This window comes from Massilia phyllostachyos (genome assembly GCF_021044825.1).
Lineage (GTDB): Bacteria > Pseudomonadota > Gammaproteobacteria > Burkholderiales > Burkholderiaceae_D > Telluria > Telluria phyllostachyos.
Window position 1 is genome coordinate 1,524,711 of sequence record NZ_JAJNOC010000001.1, and the last position, 19,993, is coordinate 1,544,703.

Sequence of the window (19,993 nt, forward strand, 5' to 3'; positions counted from 1 at the left end):
AATTCGTCGATTGTCGTTAGCAGACGCACGTCATCCCGGCGAAGGCCGGGATCCGATTTTGCATGCGGACCGGTTCGATCAAACGCTACCGATACGCGAAGAAATTGGGTACCGGCCTTCGCCGGTACGACGTTTTAAATGGCTGTGTTCGCGATCGTTGGGTGAACCAAGTCGCGTTGTCGAAGTCTTACGCATCGTCGAGTTAACTCATCTGGAGTGACGATGCAAGGCCTGCGCTTCGACGAATTGTTCGCTTTTCTGACCGCCGCGCCATTGTCCAGCGCTGATCTGTCTCGGCTGCGCGACTGGCTCGACAACATCCGCGACCCGGCCGAGTGCCTGGCGCTCATCGAAGCGGCCGCGGCAGGCCGGCCCTGTCCGCACTGTGCTTGCGCGCGCTTGCACCGGTCCGGCTTCGCTAGCGGCCTGCAGCGTTATCGCTGCCTGGGTTGTCGCCGCTCCTTCAATGCGCTGACCGGCACGCCGCTGGCCCGGCTGCGCAAGCGCGAGTGCTGGCTGCCTTATATCAAGTGCTTGCTGGAATCACGCACCGTACGCGACGCGGCGCTCGTTACCGGCGTGCATCGCACGACAAGTTTTCGCTGGCGCCACCGATTCGCGCCGGGGGCCGCCCGGCACCGGGCCGCAGCACTGACGGGAATCGTGGAGGCCGACGAAACCTACCGCCTCGAATCGCAGAAGGGTTCGCGCACCTTATCGCGCCCGCCGCGCAAGCGTGGTGGCGCCGCCCGGCGGCGCGGCATCAACCGCGAGCACGATTGCCTGCTGGTGGCGCGTGACCGCATCGGCACGACGCTGGACTTTCATACCGGACGTGGTCCCGTGACCGCTGCGCAACTGCGCACCTGCCTGCAGCCGGTGCTGCCGGGTGACGGGCTGCTCATCAGCGATGGCGCTGCGCCCTATGTCCGGTTTGCCCTTGACGCTGGAATCATGCACGAATCCATCAACGTGCGGGCGGGCCGGCGCGCACGCGGTGCGATCCACATCCAGAACGTGAATGGCTGGCACAGCCGCTTCAAGAACTGGCTGGTACGCTTCAAGGGCGTGGCCAGCCGCTACCTGGCGAACTATTCCGGGTGGCAGCGATTACTGGATGCGCAGGCGTTGCGTACACCAGCGCAGTGGCTATGTGCTGCGGTACGACAAGTTTAGTGAAGGCGGCTGCGAATCCATAATTAATGCGAACACAGCCTTTTAAATAGCGTGTCAGAAGTAGGTGCGCCAGTATTCAGGGATTGATCACGACTTTGCCGGTGACCTTGCGCGCCGCCATATCGTTCAGGGCCTGCGCCGTATCTTCGAGCTTGTAACGCCCCGACACCAGCGGCTTGAGCTTCCCTTCCGCCATCCACCCCAGCATCTCCCGCATCGCCTTCAAATTCGCCTGCGGCTCACGCCGCACGAAGTCGCCCCAGAACACGCCAACGACTGAAGCGCCTTTCAACAGCATCAGATTCCACGGCAGCTTCGGAATCTCGCCCGCCGCGAAGCCGACGACCAAATGCCGCCCGCGCCAGGCGATCGAACGCAGCGCCGGTTCGCTATACGGGCCGCCGACCGGATCGTAGATCACGTCAGGCCCGCGCCCCTTGGTCGCCGCCTTCAAGGCTTCGCGCAGGTCTTCCTTCTCGTAGTTGATCACGGCATCCGCCCCGTGCGCGCGGCAAGTCGCCAGCTTCTCGTCGTTCGACGCCGCCGCGATCACGCGCGCCCCCAGCGCCTTGCCGATCTCGATCGCCGCCAGCCCGACGCCGCCGGCCGCGCCCAGCACCAGCATGGTTTCGCCCGGCTGCAGGGCCGCGCGGTCGACCACGGCGTGGTGCGAGGTGCCGTAGGTGAGGGTGATGGCGGCCGCGATGTCGAAGTCCATCCCGGGCGGCATCGGCATCAGCGCTTCGACCGGCGCCACCGCCTGCTCGGCGAACGCGCCGGTGCGGGTGAAGCCGATCACTTGCTGCCCCGGCGCGAACGCGGTGACGCCCGCGCCGACCGCGCGCACCGTGCCCGCGAACTCGTTGCCCGGCGTGAAGGGCAGCTCGGGCCGCACCTGGTACTTGCCCTGCACGGTCAGCACGTCCGGGAAATTCACGCCGGCCGCTTTCACATCGACCACGACCTCGCCCGCGCCGGGCGCGAGGTCCGGCAAGTCCTCGATGACGAGGCTGTCGATCGGTCCCCAATCCTTGCATCGCACGGCTTTCATGTTCTCTCCTTCAGTGACGTTCAATATTTTCCCGCGGGATTATGCCTCAAGACCATTCGCATCTTGCTGCGGACGAGTCCGCCGGAGCGCTTGTGCGTCCGCAAAATGGCCGGGGTCGGCGGCGCTAGAGTCGGGAGAGCAGGCCTCCATACACCAGAACAGGGACAGGCAAATGGCGATCCGCTACGGATGCTTTTTCAGCTATGCGCACGGCAGGCATGAACTCATGCGGCGGTTCAAGACCGCCCTGGCCGACGCGCTGCGCTGCTATCTCGAACCTCACTTCGACAACGAAGACGAACTGTTTATCGACACCGAGCAGCTGGGCGGGGGCGACGACCTCGACCGCAAGATCGCGCGCGCCATGTGCGAGAGCGTCTGCATGATCCTGATTTATACGCCGAAGTACGAAGCGCACGCCTACACGCGCCGCGAGCATGCAGCCATGCGCCTGCTGGAAGCGGAGCGCGCGGCCTGGTATCCGCTGCCGGGCCACCTGATCATCCCGGTGATCATGACCCGCCATCCCGATTCGCTGCCGCCGCAGATCACCGACAGCAGCTTCTACGTGGACTTCTCCCACTTCACGATGGCGACGAGCGACCTCAAGTCCAATCCGGACTTCCTGCCCGACATCGAGAAGATGGTCAGCCGCATCGCCAGGCACTACCACTATCAAAAAAAGCACACGCCGCCCGGCCACGACTGCAACCAATTCGTGCTCCCCGATGTCCCACCCGAATGGCGCGCGGTGCCGAACCTGACCTTCCCGAAAAAATGAGGAGCAACATGGACCAGCATGGCTTCATCCCCGAACTGCCGGGCGCTCCCGGCGCGGTCACGACCTTCTATGCCTACGAGGGCGGCCCTGCCCGCAACGGCCTGCTGGCCGCGATGGCGCAGCAGCTCGCGGCCGACCCCGCGCAGGCGCCGGTGCTGGTGATCGACTGGGACCTCGAATCGCCGGCGCTGCACGGCTACCTGGACGGCGCCGCGCTCGAGGTCGACGGGGAGGGGGAGCGACCGGGCCTGGTCGAGTATGTCGAAGCCCTGCGCGGTGCGCTGCCGCGCCAGCGCACCGCAGGCGCCGACCCCGAGGCGCTGGCCGACGCCGTGCTCGACGCCGTCGACTGGCGCAACTACATCGAGCGCGCCGACGGCCGCCATCCTCTGTGGCTGATGCGCGCCGGCCGCTTCGACGACGGCTACGCGGAGCGCGCCGCGCGCCTCGACTGGGTCGCCCTGTTCGACGCCTGCCCGGCGCTGCTGCGCCGCTTCGCCGCGCGCATGGCGCGCCACTATCGCCATGTGCTGGTGGCCAGCCGCGCCGGCCGTTCGGCGGCGGTGAGCGCCTGCACGGCCTTGCTGCCGGACCGCCTGGTCGGCCTGTTCACGCCGGCGCCCGGCAGCCTCGAAGGGTTCGAAGGCGTCGTGCGGCGCGCCATCGACTACCGCTGCACCCACGAGGACGAGCAGCGTCCGCTGCTGGTCTACCCGGTTGCCTGTCCCGGCTTCGGCGCCGGCAGCGACCCCGGCCAGCGCTGGCGGCGCGGCGACCCCGCGCTCGGCATGGCCGGCTACCAGCCGCGCATCGAGGCCCTGCTGCGCGAGGTCTACGGCAATTCGCTGCTGCGCCTGGCCAGCTGGTTCGACGAGGTGCAGCCGGCCCTGTGCGACGCGGTGGCCGTGCGGCGCATCGGCGCCGGCCACGGGGCGCTGGCGCGACCGGCCGCCAGCCTGCTGGAATGGTTCGCGGGAGGACGCTATCCCTGGCAGTCGCTGCGCGAAGCGCGCCTGCATGCGGCGATCGCGCGCGCCGAGGGCGAGGGCGAAGGCGCGACTGGGGTGCTGGCCGGCTGCCTCGCGCGCCTGGGCGCGCTGTGCCATGAGGAAGGGCGCGACGCCGAGGCCGAGGCGCTGCTGCGCCGGAGCCTGGACCTGCGCAGCAGTATGCTCGGCGAAGACCATTCGGACACCCGCGCCGGACTGCGCGCGCTGGCCGAGCTGCACGCCGCTGGCGATCGCTTGCAGGAAGCGCGGCGCGGCTACGAAACGCTGGCCCAGGCGTGCTTGCGCAGCGTCGGCGCGGAGCACCCCGAGACCCTGGGCGCGCGCTCGCGCCTGGCCGGCGTGCTCGGCCGGCTGGAGGAGGGCGAGCGTGCACTGGCGTTGCACGAACAGGTGGTGGCGGGCTGCGAGCGCCTGTTCGGCGCCTTCCACCCGGCCACGCTCGACAGCCTCGAAGACCTGGCCCTGACCCTCTGCCACGGCCAGGAATATGAGCGCGCGCGCCTGCTGCTGGAACGCGTGCTGGACGGCCGGCGCCGCCTGAACGGCCCGGAACACGAGGACACGCTGCGCTGCGGCCGGCGCCTGGCCGGGCTGCTCGGCGAGATGGGCGACCTCGGCAGCGCGCGCCGGCTGCTGGAATCGGTGCTGCGCGCCCGCGAGCGCCAGGACGGACCGGACGCAGCGGCGACCTTGCAGGCGCGCGCCGCGCTGGCCGACGTCTATGCGGCCCAGGGCGACGTGACGGCGGTGCGCCGCATCCACGACGGGCTGCCGTGGACGGGTGAGTGGATGACGGGAGCGGAAGCAGGACAAACCAGCCAGGACGCCGCCGCGCTGCCCGCCGGCCACCAACCCCATCCGGCCTCGACCGGCCTCCAGCACCAGCTGGCCCAGCTGCAAAGCCTGATCGACAGCGACAGCCCGCGCGAGGCGCGCGCCCTGGCCGACAGCCTGCGGCCGTCCGTCCTGAACCAGGGTGTGGCACATCCGCTACGCAAGCGCGGCGCCGAGATGATCAAGCGGGTCTACCAGCAGGATGGCGACAAGGATGCGCTGCTGTCCTGGGCCGAGGACGTGGTCGCTTCACTGGAGGGCGCCCTGTTCCTGGCCGAGCGCGGCGGGCCACCGGCCTTGTCATGAAGACATGATCAGCTTAATAAAACTATTGACCAGCGGTGGCAAAAAATCGCCGTCCGGAAACAAAAATCGCGCCACAGGCGAACGAAGCTGGCGTTGCTTCAGGTAAAATCGCAGGATGCGAATTCTTATCAGTAACGACGACGGCTACCTGGCGCCTGGTCTCAGTGCGCTGGCTGATGCGCTGTCTGCGATCGCGGAGATCGTGGTGGTCGCGCCCGACAGCAACCGCTCGGGTGCGTCGAATTCGTTGACGCTCGACCGGCCGCTGACGGTCCAGAAGGCGGCAAATGGTTTTCATTTCGTCAACGGCACGCCGACCGACTGTGTCCACATCGCACTGACCGCGATGGGCGATGCGCCGCCCGACCTGGTGGTTTCCGGCATCAACAACGGCCAGAACATGGGTGACGACACCCTGTATTCCGGCACCGTCGCGGCCGCCACCGAGGCTTACCTGTTTGGCATCCCGGCGATCGCCTTTTCGCAGGTGAACGCCGGTTGGGCCCACGTCGACGCCGCGGCGAAAGTAGCGCGCGAGATCGTCGAGCGCCGCTTCGACAAGCTCGAGGCGCCGTTCCTGTTCAATGTGAACATCCCGAACCTGCCGTATGAAGAGATCGGCCCGCTGACGCCATCGCGCCTGGGCCGGCGCCACCAGGCCGAGCCGGTGATCAAGTCGCAGGACCCGCGTGGCCGCGAGATCTACTGGATCGGCGCGCCCGGCGCCTGCCGCGACGCCGGCGAGGGCACCGACTTCCACACGACTTCGCAGGGCAAGGTGTCGATCACGCCGCTGCAGATCGACCTGACCCACCGGACCCAGCTCGACCTGCTCAAGGGGATCGTATGACGGACAAGCGCAGCACCTTCCCGCTGCCGCTGTCCTCGGTGACCGGCGGCGACAGCCGCAAGCCGCGCACGCCCGCGCCGGCACCAATCGCCACGCCCCAGACCGCGACCCGCAACGCCGCCCACACCGCGGTGAACAAGGGCGCCGCGCTGCCGCCGGCCGCCTCGCAGCCGTCGCCGCGTCCGCCCGGCTACGCCCAGGCGCACGTGCCGAGCGCGCCGGTGGCGCAGCGCTCCGACCTGATGGCCTCGGAGGCGGTGCGCCGCGCCATGGTGGCGCGGGTGGCGCGCCAGGGCGTCAAGGATGGCGTGGTGCTGGCCGCGATGGAGGCGGTGCCGCGCCACCTGTTCATCGAGCCGGCGCTGTCGGCGCAGGCGTATATCGACGCCTCGCTGCCGATCGGGCACAACCAGACGATCTCGCAGCCCTACATCGTGGCGCGCATGATCGAGGCGATGCGGGCGGCGACCGCGCCGGGTGGACAATTGAACAAGGTGCTGGAAATCGGCACCGGCTGCGGCTACCAGGCGGCGGTGCTGAGTTTCGTCGCGCGCGAGGTGTACTCGATCGAGCGCATCAAACCCCTGCACGAGCTGGCCAAGACCAATCTGCGGCCGCTGCGGATCTCGAACCTGCGTTTGCAATACGGCGATGGTATGCTAGGCTTGCCGCAGGTTGCACCCTTCGACGGCATCATCCTCGCGGCCGCGGGCCTCGAGGTGCCGCGGGCCCTGCTCGAACAGCTGGCCATCGGCGCGCACCTGGTCGCCCCGGTTGGCGCCCAGGACCAGCGCCTGGAACGCATTACCCGCATCGGCAAGAGCGAATGGACCAGCGAGACGCTGGAAGCCTGCCATTTCGTGCCGCTGCGTCCGGGTATCATCTGAAAAGACCCCGGTAAACACAGCCGTGTCATCGCCGTACCCATCAGCGGCGTTGTAGAGTCTGGCACTCTGTCGCGGTCCGGCCCCTGTGGCCCGGACTCCCTGCCTGGCATGACCCACCCTGGTCCGCCGGCGCGGCCTGCGCGCTTTCAATAGCGCACGGCCTACGAACATGAAACAGAAAACAGAAAGACAATGAACCAAGCACCCCGATTAGCACTGCTCACCCTTGCCCTCGGCCTGCTGGCCGGCTGTAACTCCCTCACGCGCCAGGCGCCGGTCGTCGAACGCACCGCAGTGCCGGCCTCGCATCCGCGTCCAGCCCCGGCGGTCAAGGCCGAAGAGCCGAAGGCGGACGACAAAGGCATGTACACCGTGCGCCGCGGCGACACCCTGCTGCGCATCGCGCTGGACTTCGGCCAGAACTACCGCGACATCGTCGCCTGGAACAACCTGGCCGACCCGGACGACATCAAGGTCGGCCAGACCCTGCGCGTGGAAGCGCCGGAGAAGGGCGAGCGCACCGCCAATATGCAGACTGCGCCGGTCCCGATGCCGCCGCCGGCCGCGCCGCCGCGCAAGACCGCGCCGCGCGCCGACAAGCAGCCGTATACCGAAGGCGCCGTCGCCAGCGCGCCGCAGTCGGGCGCGCGCGCCGACACCGTCGTACCGGCAGCGGCGCCGGCCCCGGCTGCGCCGTCCGGGGGCGTCTCCACCGGCAGCATCGTCAGCGCCAACGACAACGAGAAGCTGAGCTGGATGTGGCCGGCCGACGGCCGCATCGTCGCCACCTTCGACGAAGGCCGCAACAAGGGCATCGACATCGCCGGCAAACCGGGCCAGGCGGTGATGGCCGCCGGCGCCGGCAAGGTGATGTACGCTGGCAGCGGTATCCGCGGCTATGGTAACCTTGTTATCGTCAAGCACAGCAACAGCCTGCTGTCGGCGTATGCGCACAACCGCAAGATCGTGGTCAAGGAAGGCGACAACGTCTCCAAGGGGCAGATCATCGCGGAAATGGGCGATTCGGACGCCGACTCGGTGAAGTTGCATTTCGAGATCCGCCAACAGGGCAAGCCAGTCGATCCGTCGAGGTTCCTGCCCGGTAGATAAGGATGTATGACGCAGCCGCCGACGCACTCGCTGGATTCGCAGGATACGGACGAGTTTCCGGATGAACCGGAGAGCGACGGCGCGCTTGCGGCTGCCGACGGGGCCGAGGTCATCGCCCCCGTGCAGGAAGCCGAGACGGTCGACGAGCTGCGCAAGGTCCTGCAGGCCGAGCTCGCGACCGACACCACCCAGCACTACCTGAACCAGATCGGCACCCGCCCGCTGCTCACCGCGCAGGAAGAGGTGCAGGTGGCCACCCTGGCCAAAGCCGGCGACTTCGCCGCGCGCCAGAAGATGATCGAGCATAACCTGCGCCTGGTCGTCTCGATCGCCAAGCACTACATCAACCGCGGCGTGGTGCTGCTCGACCTGATCGAGGAAGGCAACATCGGCCTGATGCGCGCCATCGACAAGTTCGAGCCCGAGCGCGGTTTCCGTTTCTCCACCTACGCCACCTGGTGGATCCGCCAGAGCATCGAGCGCGCCATCATGAACCAGGCCCGCACCGTGCGCCTGCCGGTGCACATGGTGCGCGAACTGAACGCCGTCCTGCGCGCCAAGTACCACCTCGAAGCCCAGAAACACGACGGCAAGGAAGCCGCCGCCGAGGACATCGCCAGCCTGGTCGGACGGCCGGTGGAAGAAGTCCAGGACATCCTGGCCCTGTCGGAACACGCGGCCTCGCTCGACGCCCCGCTCGATAACGATCCGCAATCGAGCCTGATGGACATGCTGCCCGACGAAGGGGAGGCGATGCCCGATGCCCTGGCCGAGCACCATGAGATGACGCTGCTGGTGCGCGACTGGCTGGCGCGTTTGCCGGACAAGCAGCGCATCGTCGTCACGCGGCGCTTCGGGCTCGATAACGACGATCCGGCCACGCTGGAGACGCTGGCGGAGGAGATGGGGGTGACGCGCGAGCGGGTGCGGCAGATCCAGCAGGAGGCGCTCGTCAAGCTCAAGCGGGCGATGGCGGCGCGTGGGGTGGTGCGGGATTCCTTGCTGTAGCGGCTTCGGTTTGCAAACTTGGGCACCGGCCTGCGCCGGTGCGACGGTCTTGCGGATAACGGTGAATAAAGCACTAGCGTTATCCGACCACCTCACCAAACCAACGTCGTACGCGCCACTGGCGCCTACGACTTCCGGCGAAGGCCGGAACCCAATTTCAACCAGCCCATGCGTCGTCGCTCATCCCTTGAGGCCCGCCCCCAAAGTAGCGCCCCCTCTGTTTCCTTGCTATCATCGCGGGCTTACCTGCGAACTCCCCGCGCAGCCTGTCCTGCGCCTCATTCCCTTCTCCCACACACCATGCAAGAAATTTTCATCGACATCAAATCCCTGGATGCGGACGCCCGCGGCGTCGGCCATCTCGAGAACGAGGACGGCACGCCAGGCAAAGTGATCTTCGTCGAAGGCGCACTGCCGGGCGAACGCGTCAGCTTCGAGACGCTGCGCAAGAAGAAGAACTGGGAATCGGGCCGCATGGTCACCCTGCAGCGCGCCTCGTCGATGCGGGTGGAGCCGAAATGCCGGCACTTCGGCTACTGCGGCGGCTGCTCGATGCAGCACCTGGAGCCGTCGGCCCAGGTGGCGATGAAGCAGCGCGTGCTGGAAGATAATCTCTGGCACCTCGGCAAGGTGAAGTCCGAGATGATCATGCGCCCGATGTACGGCCCGACCTGGGACTACCGCTTCCGCGCGCGCCTGTCGGTGCGCCACGTGGCGAAGAAGGGCGGGGTGCTGGTCGGCTTCCACGAGCGCGCCTCGTCCTACGTCGCCGACATCACCTACTGCGAGATCCTGCCGGACCACGTGGCCCAGCTGATCGTGCCGCTGCGCGAATTCGTCGGCAAGCTGTCGATCTACAACCAGATGCCGCAGATCGAGGTCGCCATCGGCGAGGAGGTCACGGTGCTGGTGCTGCGCATCATGGCGCCGCTCACGCCCGCCGACGAGGCGTTGACGAAGGCCTTCGCCGACCAGTGGAACATCCAGTGGTGGCTGCAGCCCAAGGGCCCGGACACGGCTTACCCCTACTACCCGCTCGGCAAGGAGCTGTACTACACGCTGCCGGACTTCGGCATCAAGATGCCGTTCAAGCCGACCGACTTCACCCAGGTGAACCACCAGATCAACCGCGTGCTGGTGTCGAAGGCGCTGCGCTTGCTGGAAGTGCAGCCGAACGACCGCGTGGCCGACCTGTTCTGCGGCCTCGGCAACTTCACCCTGCCGCTGGCGACCCAGGCGCGCGAAGTGGTCGGCATCGAGGGCAGCACCGCGCTCACGACCCGCGCGCTCGAGAATGCCCAGGCCAACGGCCTGGCGGCCAAGACCTCGTTCTCGACCCGCAACTTGTTCGAAGTGACCAAGGAAGACCTGGTCGCCCTGGGCAAATTCGACCGCATGCTGGTCGACCCGCCGCGCGACGGCGCCATGGCCCTGTCGCTGGCGCTGGCCGACCTGCGCGAGACGCACGAGGCGTTGATGCCGCAGCGGATCGTGTACGTGTCCTGCAGCCCGTCGACGCTGGCGCGCGACGCGGGGATCCTGGTGCACAAGGCCGGCTATGTGCTGAAGAAGGCGGGGGTGTGCAATATGTTCCCGCATACGTCGCACGTGGAGTCGATTGCGGTGTTTGAACTGGGTGAGAAGCCGGTGGCTTCGGCTGTGGCGTTCGAAGTGCCGGCTGAGGTGGTGCAGTAAGCAAAATTGGGTTCCGGCGAATGCCGGAACCCAAGTTCGTAGCGTCCAGTTAGCCCAGGCAAACGCACGAAAAAAAGCCGACCACTGGTCGGCTTTCTCGTTCAGCGGGATGACGAATCAATCGTCGCTACCACCCGCAATACCCAGCAAACGCAGCAGGCTGGTGAAGATGTTGTACACATCCAGGTAGATCGACAGCGTGGCCGTGATGTAGTTGGTTTCGCCGCCGTTGACGATGCGCTGCACGTCGAACAGGATGAAGGCCGAGAAGATGCCGATCGCCATGATCGAGATCACGATCGACAGCACCGACATCTGCAGGAAGATGTTGGCGATACCGGCCAGGATCAGGACGATCACGCCGGCCATCAGCCAGCTGCCCATGCCCGAGAAGTCGCGCTTGGTGGTGGTGGCGATGCTGGCCATGACGGCGAACACGCAGGCGGTGCCGCCGAAGGCGGTCATGATCAGGGTGCCGCCGTTGCCGTAGCCCAGGGTGTGCTGCAGCAGGGGCGTGAGCATCAGGCCCATGACGAAGGTGAAGGCCAGCAGCAAGCCCAAGCCCACGGCCGAATCCTTGAATTTCTCGATCGCGAAGATGAAGCCGAAGGCGACCAGCATGAAGGCCAGGAAGCCGAGGCCGCCGATGCCGGCCATCAGGTTGAACGACACGCCGATGTAAGCGCCCAGCACGGTCGGGATCATCGACAGCGCGAGCAGCCAGTAGGTGTTACGCAACACATTGTTGCGGGGTGCGACCCGCGACCGTTTGGTCAGGTCGATGGTGCTTTGCGATGGGGTGTTGGGGAACATGGTGCCTCCGGTTGGTGGATGAGCGTCACTGTCAAAAATAGGGCCGCAAACTTAGCGGTCGCTTAAATTTCGGCTTAATGAGGACGAATTCTCGCCCCAACTCTAGCACTTTCCTTGCTAGTACCGCAATATCGGCTATATGAGGGATGTATGGTAAAATTAAAGGTTGATTGAGTCCCGAAATTCTACTTAAGTTCTTGATCCAAACCTTTCTTTTTATTGGAGTTTTTACATGGCAATCGAACGCACCCTGTCGATCATCAAACCGGACGCAGTTGCAAAAAACGTGATCGGCCAAATCTATAGCCGCTTTGAAGGCGCTGGCCTGAAGGTCGTCGCTGCTCGCATGACCCAGCTGTCGCAAGCCGAAGCCGAAGGCTTCTACGCCGTGCACGCCGCACGTCCGTTCTTCAAGGATCTGGTCAACTTCATGATCTCGGGTCCGGTCATGATCCAGGTGCTCGAAGGCGAAGGCGCGATCCTGAAGAACCGCGACCTGATGGGCGCAACCGATCCGAAGAAAGCCGACGCCGGCACCATCCGCGCCGATTTCGCCGACTCGATCGACGCCAACGCCGTGCACGGTTCGGACGCTGCCGAAACCGCTGCCGTGGAAATCGCTTACTTCTTCCCGGCACTGAACGTCTACTCGCGTTAATTAGAATGGGGGAGCGCATCCGGGGCGTTCCCCGGCAAATTTCCCCCGGACTAATTGAATGAGTAAGCTACCCGCCCGCAGCCCAGGGCTGGCGCGGGTAGCTTCGGAAACAAAAGGATTTCACCATGACGACGCTCACCAACCTGCTGGACTTCGATCCGGCGCAACTCATCGCCTACTGCGCCGAGCTGGGTGAGAAGCCGTTCCGCGCAAAACAGCTGCAACGCTGGATCCACCAGTTCGGGGCTCAAAACTTCGACGAGATGACCGACCTGGCCAAATCGCTGCGCGAAAAACTCAAGACCCGCGCCGAGATCCGGTCACCGGGCATCATCAGCGACAACACCTCGAGCGACGGCACCCGCAAATGGCTGGTCGACGTCGGCAACGGCAATGCCGTGGAAACCGTGTTCATCCCGGAAGAAAACCGCGGCACCCTGTGCATCTCGACCCAGGCCGGCTGCGCCGTCAATTGCCGCTTCTGCTCGACCGGCAAGCAGGGCTTCAACCGCAATCTCACCGTGGCCGAGATCATCGGCCAGCTGTGGATGGCGGAATTCGAGCTGCGCCGTACCAAGGGCATCGAGCCCGGCCCGAAGGGCGAACGCCAGATCACCAACGTGGTGATGATGGGCATGGGCGAGCCGCTGCTGAACTACGAGCCAACCGTCACCGCGCTCAAGATGATGCTGGACGATAACGCCTACGGCCTGTCGCGCCGCCGCGTAACCCTGTCGACCTCGGGCGTGGTGCCGAACATCGACAAGCTGGCGCAGGACGTGCCGGTCGCCCTGGCGGTGTCGCTGCACGCGTCGAACGACGCCCTGCGCGACATCCTGGTGCCGCTGAATAAAAAATATCCGCTGCGCGAGCTGCTGGCCGCCTGCAAGCGCTATCTCGAATTCGCGCCGCGCGACTTCATCACCTTCGAGTACTGCATGCTCGACGGTTTCAATGACAGCGACGAGCACGCGCGCGAACTGATCGCGCTGGTGAACGACCCGGTCGTCGGCGTGAACTGCAAGTTCAACCTGATCCCGTTCAACCCCTTCCCGGAATCGGGCCTGTTCCGTTCCAAGAACCCCCGCATCAAGGCCTTCGCCGAAGTGTTGATGAACGCCGGCATCGTGACCACCGTGCGCAAGACGCGCGGCGACGACATCGACGCCGCCTGCGGCCAGCTGGCGGGCGAGGTCAAGGACCGTACCCGCGTGGCCGAGCGCATGGGCAAGATGGCCGAATATCAAAAGAAGTTCGGCGCCGACTTCGGGCGCATCGTGGAGATTCCTTCCTGATGGGCCGCGCCGGCCGCGCAGCAGCAAGTCTCTTCGCCCTGGCAGTGCTGGGCGGATGCGCCAGCAATGGCGGGACCGGCGGCGGCGAACTGAAAACCGCGTCCGACCAGACCGCGGTGGAAAAGCGCGCCAACATCCGCATGCAGCTGGCGGTCGGCTATTACCAGAACGCCCAGTACGAAACCGCGCTCGACGAGGTCAAGCAGGCGATCGCGATCGACACCGGCTATGCCGAGGCTTACGGCCTGCGCGCCCTGATCTATACCGCGATGGGGCAGCTGCAGCTGGCCGACGACAACTACCAGCACGCGCTGCGCCTGCAGCCGAACAACCCGGACCTGGCCAACAACTACGGCTCCTTCCTGTGCCAGTCGCTGAACAAGCCGGCCCAGGCGATGCCGTACTTCGAACGCGCACTGAACAACCGCAGCTACCAGACCCCGGTCAGCGCGCTGGTGAACGCCGGCGTGTGCGGCATCCGCAACCGCAATTTCGAGGCCGCCGAGCGCCACCTGCTCGAGGCCCTGCGCTACAACCCCGACCTGCAGGCGACCAATGCCGGCCTGGCGCGGATCTATTACGAGCGGCGCGATTACCCGCGCGCCGGTTTTTTCATTAACCGCCTGATCGAGACGGCGAAACTCGACACGCTGCCGGCCGACACCTTGTGGCTGGCGCTGCGGGTGCAGCGCAAGCTGGGTGAACGGACGCATGAAGCGAGCCTGGCAGCCCAGCTGCGGCGCCGTTTCCCGGGATCGGCCGAGTACGCGGCTTTCGAGCGCGGCGCATTTGATGAGTGAGACGAGGAACATGAACGAGCATGCAGACCAGCCGGCAACCCCGGGCAAGGACACGGGCATTCCCGGCAAGACCCTGCAATCCCAGCGCGAAGCCATGGGCTGGAGCGTGGAGCAAGTGGCCGACCAGCTGAAGCTGGCCCCGCGCCAGATCCTGGCGCTGGAAGCGGGCAACTATGCCGCATTGCCGAGCCCGGCCGTGACGCGCGGCTTCGTGCGCGCCTACGCCAAGCTGCTCAAGATTGACGCCGCCCCGCTGGTCGCGATGATCGAGATGAACATGCCGCCGGAAGCGCAGGCGGGCGCCAGCAATGTGCGCCGCGAGCAGCGTCCGGCCTCGTTCTCGGAAAAGAGCCGCTTCCCGGTGGGCGGCAAGCGCAACAAGGTGCCGGCCGGCCTGATCGGCGGCGTCATCGTGCTGGCCGCCGCCGGCGCCGCGCTGTGGCACTTCGGCCTGCTGCCAGGCAGCAACCAGCCGGCGCCGCATAGCAATCCGGATGGCGCCGTGATCGAGACGCCGATGGCGACCCCGGGCGGCATCGCCCCGGCCGGCCAGGATGCGCTGCAGAGCCCGTCCGTTCCCCTGATTTCCGTGCCGGCGCCGGCAGCCGAAGGTGCAGCGCCTGGCGCCGCCCCGGCCACCACCCCGGCTGCGCCGGCGACCGCCCCGGCCACTGTGCCCGGCGCGACGGCGACCCCGGCCGCGCCTGCCGCGACGGCGCCCGCACCGGTCGCCGCGGCGCCTGTTGCCGCACCCGCGGCCGCCGGCGGCAATGCCCTGGTGCTGAACGTGCGCGAGGATTCCTGGATCGGCGTGCGTCCGGTCGGTGGCGGCAAGCCGCTGCTGTGGCGCGAGGTCAAGGCCGGCGCTACGGAAACCATCGACCTGGCCGGACCGGTCACCCTGACCGTCGGCAATCCGGGTGGTGTGACCGCGACCCTGCGTGGCGCCGCGGTCGGCCTGCAGGAAACGCCTGGCAAGAAATTCGCCCAAGTCTCCTTGAAGTAAGCAATGGAACAGAACATGAGTGAACCAATCCCGTCCGGCCCGCTGGCGCGCCGCGCCAGCCGCAAGGTCGCGGTCTCGCATGGCAACCGCACCGTCTGGGTCGGCGGCGACGCGCCGGTGGTGGTGCAGTCGATGACCAACACGGACACGGCCGACGCAATCGGCACCGCGATCCAGGTCAAGGAACTGGCGCGCGCCGGTTCGGAAATCGTCCGCATCACGGTCGATACCCCGGCCGCCGCCGCCGCCGTGCCGGCCATCCGCGAACAGCTCGACCGCATGGAAATCGACACCCCGCTGGTCGGCGATTTCCACTACAACGGCCACCTGCTGCTGCGCGACTATCCGGAATGCGCGCAGGCGCTGTCGAAATACCGCATCAACCCGGGAAACGTGGGGCAGGGCGCCAAGCGCGATACCCAGTTCGCCCAGATGATCGAGATCGCGGCCAAGTACGACAAGCCGGTGCGCATCGGCGTCAACTGGGGCTCGCTCGACCAGTCGCTGCTGGCGCGCATCATGGACGAGAACGCGTCGCGGGCGAATCCGTGGAGCGCCCAGGCCGTGATGTACGAAGCGCTCATCACCTCGGCGATCGAGAACGCCGTGCGGGCCGAGGAAGTCGGCCTGGCGCGCGACAAGATCATCCTCTCCTGCAAGGTGTCGGGCGTGCAGGACCTGATCGCGGTCTACCGCGAACTGGCGCGCCGCTGCGACTACCCGCTGCACCTGGGCCTGACCGAGGCCGGCATGGGCAGCAAGGGCATCGTGGCCTCGACCGCGGCCCTGTCGGTGCTGCTGCAGGAAGGCATCGGCGACACCATCCGCATTTCGCTGACCCCGGAACCGGGCGGCGACCGCACCCGCGAAGTGGTGGTCGGCCAGGAAATCCTGCAGACCATGGGCCTGCGCAAGTTCACGCCGATGGTGATCGCCTGCCCGGGCTGCGGCCGCACCACCTCGACCGTGTTCCAGGAACTGGCGGACAATATCCAGACCTTCCTGCGCGAGCAGATGCCGGAGTGGAAGAAGACCTATCCGGGCGTGGAAGCGATGAACGTCGCCGTGATGGGCTGCATCGTCAACGGGCCGGGCGAATCGAAGCACGCGAACATCGGCATCAGCTTGCCGGGCACGGGCGAATCGCCGGCGGCGCCGGTGTTTGTCGATGGGCAGAAGGTTGCCACCTTGCGCGGCGAGCGCATCGTGGAGGAGTTCAAGACCATCGTGCTGAACTACGTCCAGAAAAATTATGGGCGAGCCGGGGTTTCGGACGACATGTCGTCCGCCGGCGCAGCGACCCTGGCGTGAGCCGGGGGCTGTGGAGAGCTTGCAGAACCGCGGCTTGAAGCAGCGCCCAATACAGAAGTGAAAGAAATCATGTCCAAACCAGAAAAAATCGTCGCCGTCAAAGGCATGAACGACATCCTCCCGCAAGACGCACCGATGTGGGAGCTGTTCGAGAACACCGCCGAGACCATCCTGAAAAGCTACGGCTACCAGAAGATCGTCACCCCGATCGTCGAGGATACGAGCCTGTTCGCGCGCGCCATCGGCGCCGTGACCGACATCGTCGAGAAGGAGATGTACTCCTTCGAAGACTCGATGAACGGCGACCAGCTGACCCTGCGCCCCGAAGGCACCGCCGGCGCCGTGCGCGCCGTCATCGAGCATAACCTCGTCTACGACGGCCCCAAGCGCCTGTGGTACAAGGGCCCGATGTTCCGCCACGAGCGTCCGCAGCGCGGCCGCTACCGCCAGTTCTTCCAGTTCGGCGCCGAAGCCGTCGGCTTCTCGGGCCCGGACATCGATGCCGAGCTGATCATGCTGTGCCGCCGCCTGTGGGACGACCTCGGCCTGCAGAACGTGCGCCTGGAACTCAATTCGATCGGCAACGCCGACGAGCGCCTGCGCCACCGCGCCGAGCTGATCGCCTACCTGGAAAAGCACGAGGACATCCTCGACGCCGAGGCCAAGCGCCGCCTGCACAGCAATCCGCTGCGCATCCTGGACACCAAGAACCCGGCGATGCAGGACATGGTCAACGGCGCGCCCAAGCTGCTGGACTACCTGGGCGAGGAATCGCTGGCCCACCTCAACGGCCTGAAGAACATCCTAGACCGCAACGCCGTGCAGTACACCATCAACCCGCGCCTGGTGCGCGGCCTGGACTACTACAACCGCACCGTGTTCGAGTGGGTCACCGACGAGCTCGGCTCGCAGGGCACCATCTGCGCGGGCGGCCGGTATGACCCGCTGATCGAGCAGTTCGGCGGCAAGCCGACCCCGGCGGTCGGCTTCGCGATGGGCATGGAACGCATCATCGAGCTGATGAAGGGCCTCGGCGAAGCCCAGGCCCCGGCGCAGTGCGACGTCTACATGGTGCACCAGGGCGAAGGCGCGCAGATGCAGGCCTTCATCATGGCCGAGCGCCTGCGGGATGCCGGCCTGGATGTTGTGTTACATTGCGCAACGCCGGCCGGCGCGGGCAGCTTCAAGAGCCAGATGAAGAAGGCCGACGGCAGCGGCGCCGCCTTCGCCGTCATCATCGGCGAAGACGAGATGGCCAAGGGCCAGGCCGCCGTGAAATCCCTCCGCGGTGAAGCCGGCGAACAGCAGCAGGCCAGCGTCGCCTTCGAGGAACTGGTGGACCACGTGGTCGACCAGATCATCGGCGGCGGCGAGCACGACTGCGACGACGAGAACTGCGCGGAACACGGCCACCACCACCGTCCGTAACACCGATTCCCCACCGATCCACAACAACTACAACAGCAGAGTTACCATGGCATACGATCTCGAAGAACAGGAACAGATTGCTTCATTCAAGGCCTTTTGGGCCCGCTTCGGCAACATCATCCTCTGGGTGCTGATCATCGCCCTCGGTTCCTACGCCGGCTACAACTACTGGAATTCGCACAAGCGCAACCAGGCCGTCGAGGCCTCGGCGCTGTACGACGAGCTGCAGGTCTCCCTGGCCGCGAACGACAACGCCAAGGTCCAGCGCATCGCCGGCGACATCCAGAAGAAGTACGAAGGCACCGCCTACGCGCAGATGGCCGCCCTGGGCGCCGCCAAGACCGCGTTCGAGGCGAACGACCTGAAGACCGCCAAGGCGCAGCTGCAGTGGGCGGTCGACAAGGGCAACGACGAGTACAAGGCGGTCGCCAAGCTGCGCCTGGCCGGCGTGCTGCTGGACGAGAAGTCGTATGACGCCGCCCTGAAGCTGCTGAACGACTCGTTCCCGGCGGCCTTCTCGGCCGAAGTCTCGGACCGCAAGGGCGACGTGCTGGTGGCGCAGAACAAGCTGGCGGAAGCGCGCCAGGCCTACACTGCCGCCTACGCCGCGATGCCGAAGGAAAACCCGGGCCGCCAGCTGGTCCAGGTCAAGCTCGAAGCCATCGGCGGCAGCGTGCCGGCGGAGAAAGATGCGACAGCCGCAGACGAGGCGAAAGCAGCCGCGTAAAACCCCAGAATGAAGGCCCGCGCCCGCCGGCCAGGTGGGCGCGGGCTTATGTCCTCTAAAAGGTTAAAGAATATGCGTATTAGCAGCAAACTTGTTGGTGTTGGTGTACTGGCCCTGGTGACGGGCTGCTCGAGCATTCCGCAGCTGTCCTCGCTCAGCAAGCTCAATCCCTTCTCGTCCAAGAAGACGACCGACCAGCCGGCCGAGCTCGTCGAGCTGAAGGGCTCGATGGCGGTGCGCACCGCGTGGAAACTGGACATCGGCAAAGCCGGCGCCTACACCTTCTCGCCTGCGCTGGCCGGCAACACCGTGGTGGTGGCCAGCAACGCCGGTGACATCGCGCGCGTCGAAGCCGCCACCGGCAAGCTGCTGTGGCGCATCAAGGCGGGCACCGAGCTCGCCAGCGGCGTCGGCACCGACGGCAACCTGATCGTGGTCGGCGGCGACAAGGGCAAGCTGCTCGCCTTCGACATGGACGGCAAGAAGCTGTGGGATGCGCAACTCTCGAGCGAACTGCTGTCCTCGCCGGTGGTGGGACAGGGCATCGTGGTCGCGCGCAGCCTCGACAACCGCATCGTCGGCCTGGACGCCAAGACCGGCCAGGCCAAGTGGACCACCCAGCGCACCTCGCCGCCATTGACCCTGCGCACCGCGCCGGGCATGGTGGTGACCGGCACCGACGTGCTGGTGGCGCAGCCGGCCGGCAAGCTGTCGGCCCTGATCCTGGCCACCGGCGCGCCGCGCTGGGACCTGGAAGTGGGCGTCTCGCGCGGCGCCACCGAGCTGGAGCGCGTGACCGACATCGGCGGCTACCCGGTGCTGTTCGAATCCGACGTCTGCGCCGTGTCCTACCAGGGCCGCGTGGGCTGCTTCGAGGCGGCCAGCGGTTCGCAGCGCTGGACCCGCGACCTGTCGTCGCAGGCCGGCGTGGCGGTCGACCAGCTCTACGTCTTCGCACCCGACGACAAGGGTTCGCTGTTCGCCTATAACCGCGACACCGGCGCCAACGCCTGGAAGAACGACAAGCTGGCCTTCCGCCGCCTGTCGACGCCGGTGTCCTACGGCCGCGCGGTGGCGGTCGGCGACTACCAGGGCTACGTGCACTTCCTGTCGCGCGAAGACGGCTCTTTCCTGGCGCGCGCCGCCACCGACGGCAGCCAGATCATCGGCACCCCGCTGGTGGCCGGATCGCACCTGATTTTTCAAACACAAAATGGAACTGTGACCGCCATCGCGGTCGAATAGAA

Annotated in this window: 18 protein-coding genes; 16 read left to right on the plus strand and 2 right to left on the minus strand. The window is 66.4% G+C overall.

Translation table 11 applies throughout. The features are described 5' to 3' along the window. Positions 1 to 222: 222 nt before the first annotated feature. Positions 223 to 1,176 (plus strand): IS1595 family transposase, encoded by a 954-nt coding sequence (locus LQ564_RS06670; protein ID WP_231057282.1) that lies wholly within the window; start codon positions 223 to 225, stop codon positions 1,174 to 1,176. 76 nt (positions 1,177 to 1,252) lie between these two features. Here the strand turns inward: LQ564_RS06670 and LQ564_RS06675 are convergent, their stop codons facing one another. Beyond that, positions 1,253 to 2,227: an NADPH:quinone oxidoreductase family protein gene (locus tag LQ564_RS06675; RefSeq protein ID WP_231057283.1), complete on the minus strand. Its 975-nt coding sequence runs from the start codon at positions 2,225 to 2,227 to the stop codon at positions 1,253 to 1,255. A gap of 172 nt (positions 2,228 to 2,399) precedes the next feature. On the opposite strand from LQ564_RS06675, the gene LQ564_RS06680 reads away from it, so the two are divergent. From LQ564_RS06680 to rlmD, 7 genes are all read left to right on the plus strand, one after another. Next, positions 2,400 to 3,008 carry a toll/interleukin-1 receptor domain-containing protein gene (locus tag LQ564_RS06680; RefSeq protein ID WP_231057284.1) on the plus strand — a complete coding sequence of 203 codons (609 nt, stop codon included), beginning with the start codon at positions 2,400 to 2,402 and terminating at the stop codon, positions 3,006 to 3,008. 8 nt (positions 3,009 to 3,016) lie between these two features. Further along, positions 3,017 to 5,158: a tetratricopeptide repeat protein gene (locus LQ564_RS06685; RefSeq protein WP_231057285.1), complete on the plus strand. Its 2,142-nt coding sequence runs from the start codon at positions 3,017 to 3,019 to the stop codon at positions 5,156 to 5,158. Between the two features lie 115 nt (positions 5,159 to 5,273). Further along, entirely contained in the window at positions 5,274 to 6,008 is a 735-nt protein-coding gene (gene surE, locus LQ564_RS06690; RefSeq protein WP_231057286.1) for a 5'/3'-nucleotidase SurE, read from the plus strand. Next, positions 6,005 to 6,895, plus strand: coding sequence for a protein-L-isoaspartate(D-aspartate) O-methyltransferase (locus tag LQ564_RS06695; RefSeq protein WP_231057287.1), 891 nt, complete (start codon positions 6,005 to 6,007; stop codon positions 6,893 to 6,895). The genes surE and LQ564_RS06695 overlap by 4 nt, the downstream gene beginning before the upstream one ends. Positions 6,896 to 7,087: 192 nt before the next feature. Beyond that, positions 7,088 to 8,005 carry a peptidoglycan DD-metalloendopeptidase family protein gene (locus LQ564_RS06700; RefSeq protein ID WP_231057288.1) on the plus strand — a complete coding sequence of 306 codons (918 nt, stop codon included), beginning with the start codon at positions 7,088 to 7,090 and terminating at the stop codon, positions 8,003 to 8,005. 6 nt (positions 8,006 to 8,011) lie between these two features. Next, the gene (gene rpoS / locus LQ564_RS06705) at positions 8,012 to 9,013 is read left to right on the plus strand and encodes an RNA polymerase sigma factor RpoS (RefSeq protein WP_231057289.1); all 1,002 of its coding nucleotides are present in this window, start codon (positions 8,012 to 8,014) and stop codon (positions 9,011 to 9,013) included. 300 nt (positions 9,014 to 9,313) lie between these two features. Next, positions 9,314 to 10,708, plus strand: a complete 1,395-nt coding sequence (gene rlmD, locus LQ564_RS06710) for a 23S rRNA (uracil(1939)-C(5))-methyltransferase RlmD (protein WP_231057290.1) — start codon at positions 9,314 to 9,316, stop codon at positions 10,706 to 10,708. A 117-nt stretch (positions 10,709 to 10,825) separates the two neighbouring features. On the opposite strand, the gene LQ564_RS06715 is transcribed toward rlmD, so the two are convergent. Continuing rightward, complete coding sequence (locus LQ564_RS06715) at positions 10,826 to 11,521, minus strand: Bax inhibitor-1/YccA family protein (protein WP_231057291.1); 696 nt, start codon at positions 11,519 to 11,521, stop codon at positions 10,826 to 10,828. A gap of 232 nt (positions 11,522 to 11,753) precedes the next feature. On the opposite strand from LQ564_RS06715, the gene ndk reads away from it, so the two are divergent. From ndk to bamB, 8 genes are all read left to right on the plus strand, one after another. Continuing rightward, positions 11,754 to 12,179 (plus strand): nucleoside-diphosphate kinase, encoded by a 426-nt coding sequence (gene ndk / locus LQ564_RS06720; RefSeq protein WP_231057292.1) that lies wholly within the window; start codon positions 11,754 to 11,756, stop codon positions 12,177 to 12,179. Positions 12,180 to 12,304: 125 nt separating this feature from the next. After that, positions 12,305 to 13,474 (plus strand): dual-specificity RNA methyltransferase RlmN, encoded by a 1,170-nt coding sequence (rlmN, locus tag LQ564_RS06725; protein ID WP_231057293.1) that lies wholly within the window; start codon positions 12,305 to 12,307, stop codon positions 13,472 to 13,474. Then, a complete protein-coding gene (gene pilW, locus LQ564_RS06730; protein WP_231057294.1) occupies positions 13,474 to 14,274 on the plus strand; it encodes a type IV pilus biogenesis/stability protein PilW in 801 nt (266 codons plus the stop codon). Before rlmN ends, pilW begins: the two co-directional genes overlap by 1 nt. A 10-nt stretch (positions 14,275 to 14,284) precedes the next feature. After that, positions 14,285 to 15,280, plus strand: coding sequence for a helix-turn-helix domain-containing protein (locus LQ564_RS06735; RefSeq protein ID WP_231057295.1), 996 nt, complete (start codon positions 14,285 to 14,287; stop codon positions 15,278 to 15,280). Between the two features lie 15 nt (positions 15,281 to 15,295). Continuing rightward, positions 15,296 to 16,591 carry a flavodoxin-dependent (E)-4-hydroxy-3-methylbut-2-enyl-diphosphate synthase gene (ispG, locus tag LQ564_RS06740; RefSeq protein WP_231057296.1) on the plus strand — a complete coding sequence of 432 codons (1,296 nt, stop codon included), beginning with the start codon at positions 15,296 to 15,298 and terminating at the stop codon, positions 16,589 to 16,591. A gap of 69 nt (positions 16,592 to 16,660) precedes the next feature. After that, positions 16,661 to 18,019, plus strand: a complete 1,359-nt coding sequence (hisS, locus tag LQ564_RS06745; protein ID WP_231057297.1) for a histidine--tRNA ligase — start codon at positions 16,661 to 16,663, stop codon at positions 18,017 to 18,019. 46 nt (positions 18,020 to 18,065) lie between these two features. Then, entirely contained in the window at positions 18,066 to 18,746 is a 681-nt protein-coding gene (locus LQ564_RS06750; RefSeq protein WP_231057298.1) for a YfgM family protein, read from the plus strand. A 72-nt stretch (positions 18,747 to 18,818) separates the two neighbouring features. Next, entirely contained in the window at positions 18,819 to 19,991 is a 1,173-nt protein-coding gene (bamB, locus tag LQ564_RS06755; protein ID WP_231057299.1) for an outer membrane protein assembly factor BamB, read from the plus strand. The last annotated feature ends 2 nt before the right edge of the window (positions 19,992 to 19,993 follow it).

What these genes read in the sequence shown, in the direction of transcription:
- LQ564_RS06715 (WP_231057291.1), bottom strand. Translation starts at nt 11,521, where the DNA reads ATGTTCCCCAACACCCCATCGCAAAGCACCATCGACCTGACCAAACGG.
- LQ564_RS06750 (WP_231057298.1), top strand. Translation starts at nt 18,066, where the DNA reads ATGGCATACGATCTCGAAGAACAGGAACAGATTGCTTCATTCAAGGCC.
- LQ564_RS06735 (WP_231057295.1), top strand. Translation starts at nt 14,285, where the DNA reads ATGAACGAGCATGCAGACCAGCCGGCAACCCCGGGCAAGGACACGGGC.
- LQ564_RS06685 (WP_231057285.1), top strand. Translation starts at nt 3,017, where the DNA reads ATGGACCAGCATGGCTTCATCCCCGAACTGCCGGGCGCTCCCGGCGCG.
- LQ564_RS06695 (WP_231057287.1), top strand. Translation starts at nt 6,005, where the DNA reads ATGACGGACAAGCGCAGCACCTTCCCGCTGCCGCTGTCCTCGGTGACC.
- ispG (WP_231057296.1), top strand. Translation starts at nt 15,296, where the DNA reads ATGAGTGAACCAATCCCGTCCGGCCCGCTGGCGCGCCGCGCCAGCCGC.
- LQ564_RS06675 (WP_231057283.1), bottom strand. Translation starts at nt 2,227, where the DNA reads ATGAAAGCCGTGCGATGCAAGGATTGGGGACCGATCGACAGCCTCGTC.
- rlmD (WP_231057290.1), top strand. Translation starts at nt 9,314, where the DNA reads ATGCAAGAAATTTTCATCGACATCAAATCCCTGGATGCGGACGCCCGC.
- bamB (WP_231057299.1), top strand. Translation starts at nt 18,819, where the DNA reads ATGCGTATTAGCAGCAAACTTGTTGGTGTTGGTGTACTGGCCCTGGTG.
- hisS (WP_231057297.1), top strand. Translation starts at nt 16,661, where the DNA reads ATGTCCAAACCAGAAAAAATCGTCGCCGTCAAAGGCATGAACGACATC.
- ndk (WP_231057292.1), top strand. Translation starts at nt 11,754, where the DNA reads ATGGCAATCGAACGCACCCTGTCGATCATCAAACCGGACGCAGTTGCA.
- LQ564_RS06700 (WP_231057288.1), top strand. Translation starts at nt 7,088, where the DNA reads ATGAACCAAGCACCCCGATTAGCACTGCTCACCCTTGCCCTCGGCCTG.
- pilW (WP_231057294.1), top strand. Translation starts at nt 13,474, where the DNA reads ATGGGCCGCGCCGGCCGCGCAGCAGCAAGTCTCTTCGCCCTGGCAGTG.
- LQ564_RS06670 (WP_231057282.1), top strand. Translation starts at nt 223, where the DNA reads ATGCAAGGCCTGCGCTTCGACGAATTGTTCGCTTTTCTGACCGCCGCG.
- surE (WP_231057286.1), top strand. Translation starts at nt 5,274, where the DNA reads ATGCGAATTCTTATCAGTAACGACGACGGCTACCTGGCGCCTGGTCTC.
- rpoS (WP_231057289.1), top strand. Translation starts at nt 8,012, where the DNA reads ATGACGCAGCCGCCGACGCACTCGCTGGATTCGCAGGATACGGACGAG.
- LQ564_RS06680 (WP_231057284.1), top strand. Translation starts at nt 2,400, where the DNA reads ATGGCGATCCGCTACGGATGCTTTTTCAGCTATGCGCACGGCAGGCAT.
- rlmN (WP_231057293.1), top strand. Translation starts at nt 12,305, where the DNA reads ATGACGACGCTCACCAACCTGCTGGACTTCGATCCGGCGCAACTCATC.